This is a genomic window from Paraglaciecola sp. (genome assembly GCF_030730205.1).
GTDB lineage: Bacteria > Pseudomonadota > Gammaproteobacteria > Enterobacterales > Alteromonadaceae > Paraglaciecola.
Window position 1 is genome coordinate 1 of sequence record NZ_JANQVQ010000228.1, and the last position, 10,551, is coordinate 10,551.

The following is a 10,551-nucleotide window of genomic DNA, read 5'->3' on the forward strand; positions in this document are numbered from 1 at the left end:
TCGCTACTGATTTAACCATTCAACATGGTGGGTGAAGCGTAACACCTTCTCCTAAGAAAACGGCCTCATTTGAGGCCGTTTTTATTTACACTTAGTTGGGTAATGCGATGTGTCCATAGCCCTTTTCATAATCGATAGTCAGCACAAAATGTTTAAGTACATCGTAACCAAGAATACCTCGAACTCGCTTCCCTTTTAAGCGACTAGATGATTGTTCGTACTGTGACGCCAAATTACTGCTTTGACCTTCTGCAGGCACACTGACGATTACATTTTCTAAGATAAATGGCCCTATCTCCAAGGTAGGCACATTAAAGGTTTCGCTATACCCTAGACTGTTCACACCTCGATTATTCGTAATTACCACAGGATAAGTATTTAACCAATTATTGGCTATCGCAACCGACCTTTCTATCATAACTCCACCATTATTTCCCGTATCAAGGAGTAACCAAAGATCATCTTCGTTGTTCAAGCGAATTTTAATAATGGGTTGTCCACTGCCTTTTTGTGCCATCATTTCTAAGTTTTTTACTTTCTTTAAATTTATTGACTCTCGATCTAAAAAGCGAATTTTCTGATTCACATAATCCGTCTGAATGATGAAATTATTCATAAAATTCGCCCCCAGTAAAATCGCATTGTCTGGATGACCGAGCGGAGCACTGACCACACCATCAAACTTTAATGGTGCACTGAACATCTCTACCTTTAAATCGTTATACGTTTCTCGCAACTCTTTACCGAAAATACCCATTACAGTAACTTTTCTACCAACCTTTACCTTTAATTTGTGTTTGTTAACAAAGCTATCATTGATTGCATTAAGCTGTGCTCCGCTGTCCAAAATGGCCAGTCCTTGATTACCCTGAATAACCACAGGGAATTTGATATGTCCATTATCAATAGTAATATCAACCCAGCCGTGGTCATTCGCTAATAAGGACTGACTCCAAAAACAAATCAGCAAGAAGCAAAATAATCTCATTAACAAATTTTCCATAAAGACATCCCGAAGCCCCGAGAATTTTGGTTTTTAACTTTATGGGAAGTGTATAAAAATTACCTTAAGGGCGCAAACTCATTTTCCCTTTTACTTCTCTGCCCATTACTTTATTTAAGGCATCTTTTGCATTGGCCAAAGGGAGTACCTCATCAACGATGACTTTCACCTTTCCTTCAACATACCAAGTCAATAATTCTTGCATATTGGCGGCAAAATCTTTGGGTTGATGTTGGGTAAACGAGCCCCAGAAAACGCCAACCACTGAATAGCCTTTAACGAGACTTAAATTAACTGGGAATTCAGGAATGGTTCCCCCAGCGAAGCCCACCACTAACAAACGGCCGTTCCACGCCATGCTACGTGAACAAGCGTGAAAGGTATCACCACCAACGCATTCATAGACCACATCAACGCCTTTGCCATTAGTTACTTCTTTGATCGCCGTTTTGAGGTCAGTTTCGGTGTAGTTAATTAAGATATCTGCACCGTTTGCTTTAGCGACATCAAGTTTTTCTTGGGTTGAACATACCGCAATAACGGTTGCCCCCATTAGTTTACCAATTTGTACTGCGGCTAAACCCGTACCACCGGCAGCTCCGGTAACCAATAAAGTTTCTCCCGGCTTAATATGGGCTCGTTGTTTTAAGGCATGATGCGCTGTAGCATGAGCAGTCACTAAAGCGGCAGCTTCATCATCAGGGATAGCATCAGGGATAGGCATAACATGGGTGACCGGTACTGCCACTTTTTCTGCGTAACCGCCTAACATACATAATGCGATGACCCGCATACCCACTTTCAGGTGGCTAACGCCCTCACCCAGTTCACTGATTACGCCGGCCACTTCATTGCCCGGAATAAACGGTGTCGGCGGCTTCATTTGATATAAACCTTGTACGAGTAAACCATCAGGGAAATTTACCCCGCAGGCTTTAACATCGACAATGACCTCTCCTTTTTTTACCACTGGATCAGGCACATCTTGGTACTTAAGGGCTTCTACAGGGGCAAATTCGTTACATACAATCGCTTTCATTTACTACTCCATCAATTCGTGGGGTTACCGGCCTTGAGTCAATTGCAAGGCATACTGAGCTAAAGGCTGTACTATTGCGCCAACCTTCATCGCTTCTTTATTTGATGCGTTGCCGTCTTGCGCCCGTTTAGCGACGCCTTGGGCGATAGCCGCTAAGCGGAAAAAACTAAAGGCCAGATAAAAGTTCCAATTTGGAATGTTGTCAATCCCCATGAGTCGACAATACGTTGCAACATACTCTTGTTCTGTAGGGATCCCCAAAGGAGCACGGTCAACGCCACCTAAACCTGTGGCTTTCCCCACATTTTCGGGTAAGCGTAATTGCATACATTGGTAAGCTAAATCAGCATAGGGATGCCCTAATGTCGACAATTCCCAGTCAAGTACAGCAACAATTTTAGGCTCACTGACATGAAACATTAAATTGTCCATGCGATAGTCACCATGAACCAACGACACCTTGCCATCATCTGCTGGTAAGTGAGCGTTTAACCAAGCAATGAGCTGGTCCATTTCAGCAATTTCGTGGGTTTCTGATAATGTGTATTGCTGGCCCCACCGGCTTAGCTGGCGTTCAAAATAATTACCCGGGCGGCCGTAGTCACCAAGGCCTACTTTTTCAATATCCACACTGTGCAAAGCAACGAGTACTTCTGCCATTTGCTGATACATTTGCCCGCGAATATCACTGCTCGTGATCTCAGGTAGCGAGCTATCCCAAAATACGCGGCCTTCAACATATTCCATTATGTAAAAAAGACTGCCAATCACACTGGGGTCTTCACATAAATGATATACCTTTGCAACTGGCACGTTAGCGTGTTGTAAGGCAGCCAGCACCTTGTACTCGCGATCAACCGCATGGGCTGATTTGAGTAACTTACCGGGTGGTTGGCGTCTTAATACGTAAGTCCGGTCTGAGGTTTGTAATTTAAAGGTTGGATTTGACTGGCCACCGGCAAATTTAGTGGCGCTGACGGGGCCTTTAAAGTCAGGCAAATGCTGAGTTAAATACTCAGCTAATACCTGCTCATCTAGTTGATCAACTTGATTTGAATCGCTCAATGTCATTCCCTCTTAAGCGTTGGCATCTTTAATAAGATTACGCCCTAGTTGCATCATATGCACTTCATCAGGACCATCTGCTATACGTATAGTGCGAGCATAGGCATAGGTGGCCGCTAGAATAAAGTCCTGACTGGTGCCTGCAGCGCCATGCATCTGAATCGCTTGGTCGATAACATTGCACGCCATTTTAGGCGCAACAATTTTAATTGCAGCGATAATATCGCGGCTGACTTTATTGCCATAGCGATCCATTTTATCAGCTGCTTTTAAGGTCAATAAACGAGCTTGCTCGATATCGCAATGCATTTGGGCAATGCGCTCACGGATCGATTGTTGCTTACTCAATGGCTGACCAAAGGCGATACGTGACTCAACACGCTCACACGCTAAATCAAGGGCGCGTTGGGCACAGCCAATTAAACGCATACAGTGGTGAATACGGCCAGGACCTAAACGGCCTTGGGCAATTGCGAAGCCTTCGCCCTCGCCTACTAATAAATTAGCCGCAGGCACTTTGACGTTTTCAAACAATACTTCGGCATGCCCAACCGGCTCATCATAGTGGCCCATGGCAGCCATTGCTCTGACTACCGTCACGCCGGGGGTATTCATTGGTACCAAAATTTGTGACTGTTGCTGATGGCGGGCCGCACTGGTATCCGTTTTTCCCATCACCACCATAATTTTGCAATTGTCGTTCATCGCACCACTGGTGTACCACTTGCGACCATTAATGACATAGTTATCGCCCTCTTTGACAATTGAGGTTTCAATATTGGTCGCATCCGATGACGCCACTGCAGGTTCAGTCATCGCAAACGCTGAGCGAATTTCACCGGCCAATAAAGGCTCTAACCACTGCTTTTTATGTTCATCAGAGCCGTACTTGGCTAACACTTCCATATTGCCTGTGTCAGGTGCACTGCAATTAAAGACTTCAGAACTCCACATTGCGCGCCCCATTAATTCGCATAAGGGCGCATATTCTAGATTGGTTAAACCCGCGCCATAAGGCAAATATTCGTGGGGCAAAAATAAATTCCACAATCCTGCCGCTTTGGCTTTTTGCTTCAAATCCTCCATCATCGCAGGAGTTTGCCAGCGAGTTTCAGGTGATTGCGCATTAGCATGCACTTGCTCTATATAAGCTTGCTCAACAGGATAAATATGCTCCTGCATAAAGGTTTCTAACCTTTTTATTAAACCGGACGTTTTTTCAGAGTAATCAAAATTCATGTTAATTCCTGTAAGCAATTAATGAGGGTTGATGGATAACCTAGCTAAAGGTAATTGATGGTAGTCGTTCAAGCGTGTCCAAATGCGGCACGTTGTTAAAACTACTCAAACGGATGTTGTGTTGATTGAAATAAAGATGGCTAAAACTGGTGTTGCGTATTTGCATATTAAGTTCAATCACTTGCACGGCGTCTAATCCTAAGATCACGCTCATCATCATTGCTATGGCACCACCTGAACTTACTGCGAGAACGGGTCCTTCTGCTTGGTGGCTTTTTATGCACTCAATAGCACCTGATGTTCTAGTTTTAAAGTCTTGCCAACTTTCACTGACGTCATCAGGATTTAACTGATTTTGTGACCAAGCCAACATGGCTTTTTTTAATAAGCGATAAAATTCAGATGGCGAAGCAGAGGGAGCTAGGGTCTCAGCGGGATAAAGATTTAGATAAGCTTGGCCAATGGTAGCAAAATCAAATTCGTTAAAGCGTGCATCACTTTTTGGCTCAGGAGCCTCATCTAAACCCTGCAAAATACCCGCAGCCGTTTCTTGATGTCTGACCAAAGTGCCGGTAAATACCTGACTAAAATGACATTGACGCTCGTTAAAATACTGCCCTAGCCACAGGCTTTGCTGGTGCCCCAGAGGGCTTAGTTTATCGTAATTCTTTGCACCAAATGATGCTTGGCCATGACGCACTAAAAACAGTTCAGGCATGAATATTCCTTTAATTCTTAATGCCAGTCAGTGTATGCAGAAACCATCTATTAGTTTAATTGATTATTTTAATAGGATTCCATTCTCAAAACTAATTAACACCATCAATAATGTAAAATTAGGCTACATTCACCAAACAAATACCCATCATGAATAACATTTTAAAAACGTTTTATTTACATTTAGGTGAAAACATTGTTAGCTTAATAGAGGTAAGAGCAGTTAAAAGCCCAAAAACCAAAGATGCTCTGCCGAACACAACCAATAAAGTCGTAGCCAAACTAGTCTGTTTTTTTACTAGTAACGAGAGAAATTTAAATGAGCCACAGCCACTTACCACGTTTCAAACGCACCCCCATAGCACTTTTCATCGGTCTTAGCCTCGCTTTTAGCGGGACAGTTGCGAATGCCCAGGAACAGGAACAGCCAACTAAACCTGAAAAACAAGGCTTAGAAACCATCACGGTTACTGCGCAGAAACGCGCGCAAAATTTACAAGAAGTCCCCGTCTCGGTCACCGCCTTTACTGGCGACGAAATGGCTGAATCTGTCATCAAAGACATGTATGACTTACAAACGAATGTGCCAGGTTTAGGTGCCTTTCAAAGTCAAAGTGCCACTAACTCAAGTTTCTCTATTCGTGGTGTCGGTACTTCTTCACAAAACTTTGGTCTTGAATCCTCGGTTGGTTTGTACGTTGATGGCGTATATCGCGCTCGTCAAAACTCCTTAATTAACAACTTAGTGGACGTAGCGGCAGTTGAAGTATTACGCGGCCCGCAAGGTACCTTATTTGGTAAAAACACCCCATCAGGTGCTGTACTTGTTACCACAGCGCTACCTAGTCATAGCGGTGGCGATGCGTTTTTAGAAGCCACAGTGGGCAATTACGGTTTGGTGAATCTCTCTGGTGCAACTTCCATTTCAGCTATTGAAGACGTATTAGCCTTTCGTGTTACTGCATTTGGTAGCCAACGAGACGGTACAATTAGTGATAAAGAATTTGGCAACGATATTGTTAATGATCGTGACCGCTGGGGTGCCAGAGCACAAGCACTTTATACACCCAACGAAGACGTAACATTACGTGTTATTGCCGATTATGCTGAAATCAATGAAATTTGCTGTGGTGCCCCCGTTCAATTAAGTAACCTTAGCGCCAAAGAGATTGATGGTAAGTTTGGTACTGACGCTGCACTACCCACTCTTGGTGGAACCGTTTTCGCTGGTGGCGATGCCTTTTATGATCGTGAAATCGCAGTGTCATTTTTACCTGAATCCAGCATGAAAGACCGTGGTTTATCGGCCCAATTAGACTGGGATTTGGATGAAAACTATACCGTAGTATCTATCTCTGCAATCCGTAAATTTGAGTCATACGATAATTTAGATACCGACTTCACTGACGCAGATTTATTTGGCACATTAAACGATTCTCAGCAGAGTTCATTTTCACAAGAATTACGCCTTGACTATAAAAGCGACAAGCTAAATTACATACTAGGTGCTTACTATTTTGAGCAAGATTTAGACTTAGAGTACAGCCTTTACACCGACAACATTTTTGATGGTTTTGCCTTAGGAGTGTTGGGACAAAACGTTGATGCATTAACCGGCAGCCCTGGCAGTTTTGGTGCGTTGTTGGGGGGTATTGATAACTTAGCTGCTAACGGTTTAATCGCCCCGCGCGCTGCCGGTGCACCGGCAGGGACTGGCTTTAATCACGTGGCAAAACAAAAACATAAAAGCTATGCCTTATTTGGTCAATTTGATTACAAATTTACTGATGAATTAACACTGACCGCCGGTTTACGTTTCACTAGCGAAGACAAAGATTTGTCGACAGTGTTCACCGAAGTGGGCCCTGGCATTAACGGTTTAGCCAACAACACACCAGTTAATTTAGTTGGCGCCTTAACGACCTTAGGTGGCATTGGAGCAGGTTTAATTGACTTAACCACCGCTGAAGGACAAGCCAGTCTAGCCAATTTTTCTGGCTTTGATCAGGCTGGCTGGGCGTTCTTGTTGCTAGGTGATACAACTAGGCCTCGAGCAGATATTAATGAGACCCTTTCAGACGATCAGGTTACCGGTACCATCAAATTAAGTTATCAACCAGATAGCGATACGCTTTGGTATGCCTCGTACGGCGAAGGCTATAAGTCAGGCGGGACTAATACAGACAGGATTGCTACCGGTTTTAATCCATTGTTTGATGCGGAAACTTCTCAAGCATTTGAAATTGGTTTGAAAAAGGATTTTCCAGACCAAGATTTACGCATTAACGCAGCCACTCATTACACCACCGTGAATGACTTCCAAGCGAATACTTTTACGGGTAATGGCTTTAACTTACAAAACGCTGGTGATTACGAGATAAAAGGTCTGGAGTTAGAAGCAACATGGTTGCCTACGGACAGCCTAGAAGTTAATTTGGGTTATGCGTTGGTTAAAGCAAAATACAAGACCTTTTTAGCGGGTAACTGTTGGACGGCTTACACGTGGCACACCGGAATTGCTGATCCCGGTCGTGGTACAGACGCTGATGGCAATCCAAATCGTTTCTGTGATCGCTCAGGTGACAGGCCAGGTGGCGAGCCAGAAAACTATGCCGTATTGTCGTTAAAACAAGATATCGAGATGTCAGATAGTATTTACGCCTACGTGCAAGGTGAATATACCTACACCAGCGAAATTATCTTAGATGGCAGTAACGACCCTTATGCCGTGCAAGATGGCTATAGTTTAGTTAACGCTCGATTATTCATGAACTTCCTTGATTATGATATGGACGTCATTGTCTGGGCCCGTAATCTATTAGACGAAGAGTATATTAACCGCACTAACTTCAACACCCCTTTACAAGAGGGTAAATTGAACGCCTATATGGCTGAGCCAAGAACCTTTGGTGTAACGGTTAAAAAACGTTTCTAATAGCGAGAAATGAATAGAGCCGGCTGTATTGCCGGCTTTTTAATGTATGAGGTCCCCTTCGCAAACCCCTTAATTTACTATAAAATCCGCGGCCTTATTTTACAGACCTAACGAGCAGTTATGAGCACAGCCTTATACACTGATTTATCCGCCTACTATGATCTGATGTGCGCTGATATTGACTATCAAAGTCAAAGTGATTGTGTCCGTCGCTTGCATCATATCTTTGGTAATCAAGGTCTACAGCATATTGATTTAGCCTGTGGCACTGGCCCGCATATTCAGTATTTCCTTCAGTATGCTTATCAATGCCGCGGTTTAGATCTTAACCAACCGATGTTAGACATAGCGCAGCAACGATGCCCACAAGCCACATTTACCCAGGGCAACATGGCAAATTTTGCGGTGCAAGAAAAGGCCGATTTAATTACCTGTTTTTTGTATTCGCTACATTACTGCCAAGATATCAGCATGCTTAAAGACTGCTTTAAATGCGTATTTGAGGCATTGAGTCCCGGTGGTATGTTTTGTTTTAACAGCGTGGATAAAACCCAAATCGATAACTGTAAATCAGAGCAACACTATGCTCAGTTTGAAGGCAGCGAGTTCAAGTTTAGCTCTGCGTGGCATTATCCGGGGCAAGGCAATCTACAATCTTTGTTGTTGAGTATTGATAAAAACACTGATGGACAGCAAAGAAGCTGGCAAGACCGTCATTCAATGGTAGCGCTCGATTTTAATGAGCTGCAAAGCTTACTAAAGCCTTACTTTGAGGTAAGCGTGTTTCAACACGATTACAGCAAGTTAGTAGAATGGGATAATCACTCAGGTAACGCAATTTTCGCGTGCGTGAAGCGCTATTAGCCATAGCGTATACGTTAAAGTTAAAACGGTCACCTGACCGTTTTTTGCTCGCACTGTTTACCTCTATTTTTTCTCACTATCTTCTCTACGTTCTGGCTTAGGCTCTTTACGGCGCAACACCAAAAAGGCGATACCAAACAATAATAACATGATGGTGTGTGGCTCAGGTACGTCTGTAGTGGGTGTCGACGCGTCGTCGTTGAATATATCTACGGCAAATCCGCCGCTTGCATCATCCCACACCACTGCCCAATCAAAACCGTCCATTAAACCCGTTACAATAAAATTAGTAATGCTTAATAAATCAAAATTGATAAAGTTATTAACAAAGGAGAAATCAAAGTCAAATCCGTCCAGTGGGTTGTAATCAGAGGCAAACATTAATTCAAACTGTGTTGATGCGCCTACAGTTACGTCACCACGTACATCTAACATGTCATACAGACTAGAGTGAGTCATATCGATTTCTAGGGTGCCTAACAAATTCAGATCCTGCATTAAAATCAAACTGCCACGGCCTAATTTGCCGTCTGCATTAACGGTGACATCAGCATCCACCACGCCACTACCCGCTAAAGTGCCTTTATCGATAGTCACGTTACTGGCCACTAACTCACCATCAACTTTCAGTTCACCGGCTTGTTGCACAAAGTTGTTGGCCAAGGTCAAAGTGGATTGGACATCCACTTTTCCATTATTCATCACTTGATTGTCGTCGATTTGCATGCCACCAGCGCCAGTCACTTCAACCGTGCCATTGTTAGTAAATAAATCGCCTTTCAAATCAAAGATTAATGCTTTGCTGCCATCGGCATGAATAGTGCCCTGGTTATCCATGGCGAGCTCATCCACTCTACCCTCACCTTTAAAGGTGCCGCCTGCAGCAATATTTAACTGACCATCACTGGCTACCGGTTCAAAGGTCACACTGCCATCAGGATGAGTAATGGTTTTTAAGGTATAAGCCGTAAGATTGGCATCATGCATGACAATTTCGCCACCGTTTAAGGCGGTGAGTGACGAGGTATTGATGATAGTGCCATGTAAGTTAAATTCACCGCCGTTGGCCACTTCGGTATTCGCGTTAAAACTCATGTTAGTAAAATCACTTGAGCCTAAGTCGATAATTTTGCCATCACCTAGGGTTTCTAATCGGCCACCATTCATGGAGATATTTTTAATCTCAACCACCGAGCCTTCTCTGGCTTGAATTAAGGTGCCACCGCCGTTATCAAAATCACCTTGAGTTAACAATAAAATACCGCCGTTTTCGGCCCGCAAAGTGGCGCGCATCAACTGGGCAGCATCGCCAGGATCAAGGGTTAAACGCTGACCATTCACATTAGCGGTAATCGTACCCTCGGATACCTGCAATGCAATATTATCCAAAGTACCGTAACCACTGAGAACCGAGCCATTCCCTACAACACTGACGGCACCGTTTATCACTGTAATGCCTTGTAGTTGCAGTTCGCTATTGGCTCTGGCGGCAAGTAAACCACCGGCATTTTGCAAGCTGTCACCTTGTAGCGCGAGCACACCCGAGCTGACTTCTATCACACCACTATTACTTGAACCACTGGCAAGGTTGATACTTAAGCCAGCCGCATCCGCAGAAATAGTGCCTAGGTTGCCGAGCAGCACATTATGTAAAGCACCATCACCGTTAAGTAGCGCATTTTGGCCTAC

The 10,551-nt window shown here is 43.9% G+C and carries 8 protein-coding genes; 2 read left to right on the forward strand and 6 right to left on the reverse strand.

What is annotated here, in order from left to right:
• Positions 1–91: 91 nt before the first annotated feature.
• From NWQ57_RS15300 to NWQ57_RS15320, 5 genes are all read right to left on the reverse strand, one after another.
• The gene (locus NWQ57_RS15300) at positions 92–1,003 is read right to left on the reverse strand and encodes an aspartyl protease family protein (RefSeq protein WP_306023030.1); all 912 of its coding nucleotides are present in this window, start codon (positions 1,001–1,003) and stop codon (positions 92–94) included.
• 64 nt (positions 1,004–1,067) lie between these two features.
• Positions 1,068–2,042 carry an NADPH:quinone oxidoreductase family protein gene (locus NWQ57_RS15305; RefSeq protein WP_306023031.1) on the reverse strand — a complete coding sequence of 325 codons (975 nt, stop codon included), beginning with the start codon at positions 2,040–2,042 and terminating at the stop codon, positions 1,068–1,070.
• Between the two features lie 24 nt (positions 2,043–2,066).
• On the reverse strand, positions 2,067–3,113 hold the full coding sequence (locus tag NWQ57_RS15310) for a phosphotransferase (RefSeq protein ID WP_372340929.1): 1,047 nt from the start codon (positions 3,111–3,113) through the stop codon (positions 2,067–2,069).
• A gap of 6 nt (positions 3,114–3,119) precedes the next feature.
• A complete protein-coding gene (locus tag NWQ57_RS15315) occupies positions 3,120–4,346 on the reverse strand; it encodes an acyl-CoA dehydrogenase family protein (RefSeq protein WP_306023033.1) in 1,227 nt (408 codons plus the stop codon).
• Positions 4,347–4,386: 40 nt separating this feature from the next.
• Positions 4,387–5,064 carry a histidine phosphatase family protein gene (locus NWQ57_RS15320; RefSeq protein ID WP_306023034.1) on the reverse strand — a complete coding sequence of 226 codons (678 nt, stop codon included), beginning with the start codon at positions 5,062–5,064 and terminating at the stop codon, positions 4,387–4,389.
• A gap of 318 nt (positions 5,065–5,382) precedes the next feature.
• Between NWQ57_RS15320 and NWQ57_RS15325 the strand changes: the two genes are divergently transcribed.
• Entirely contained in the window at positions 5,383–7,998 is a 2,616-nt protein-coding gene (locus NWQ57_RS15325) for a TonB-dependent receptor (protein WP_306023035.1), read from the forward strand.
• 120 nt (positions 7,999–8,118) lie between these two features.
• Positions 8,119–8,862, forward strand: a complete 744-nt coding sequence (locus NWQ57_RS15330; protein WP_306023036.1) for a class I SAM-dependent methyltransferase — start codon at positions 8,119–8,121, stop codon at positions 8,860–8,862.
• Between the two features lie 63 nt (positions 8,863–8,925).
• Here the strand turns inward: NWQ57_RS15330 and NWQ57_RS15335 are convergent.
• The coding region (locus tag NWQ57_RS15335) for a PEP-CTERM sorting domain-containing protein (protein ID WP_306023037.1) at positions 8,926–10,551 on the reverse strand (1,626 nt) is incomplete at its 5' end.

Bases quoted from the DNA above. Each gene is read 5' to 3' on its own strand.
- NWQ57_RS15320 (WP_306023034.1), bottom strand. From the start codon at position 5,064: ATGCCTGAACTGTTTTTAGTGCGTCATGGCCAAGCATCATTTGGTGCA.
- NWQ57_RS15305 (WP_306023031.1), bottom strand. From the start codon at position 2,042: ATGAAAGCGATTGTATGTAACGAATTTGCCCCTGTAGAAGCCCTTAAG.
- NWQ57_RS15315 (WP_306023033.1), bottom strand. From the start codon at position 4,346: ATGAATTTTGATTACTCTGAAAAAACGTCCGGTTTAATAAAAAGGTTA.
- NWQ57_RS15310 (WP_372340929.1), bottom strand. From the start codon at position 3,113: ATGACATTGAGCGATTCAAATCAAGTTGATCAACTAGATGAGCAGGTA.
- NWQ57_RS15325 (WP_306023035.1), top strand. From the start codon at position 5,383: ATGAGCCACAGCCACTTACCACGTTTCAAACGCACCCCCATAGCACTT.
- NWQ57_RS15300 (WP_306023030.1), bottom strand. From the start codon at position 1,003: ATGGAAAATTTGTTAATGAGATTATTTTGCTTCTTGCTGATTTGTTTT.
- NWQ57_RS15330 (WP_306023036.1), top strand. From the start codon at position 8,119: ATGAGCACAGCCTTATACACTGATTTATCCGCCTACTATGATCTGATG.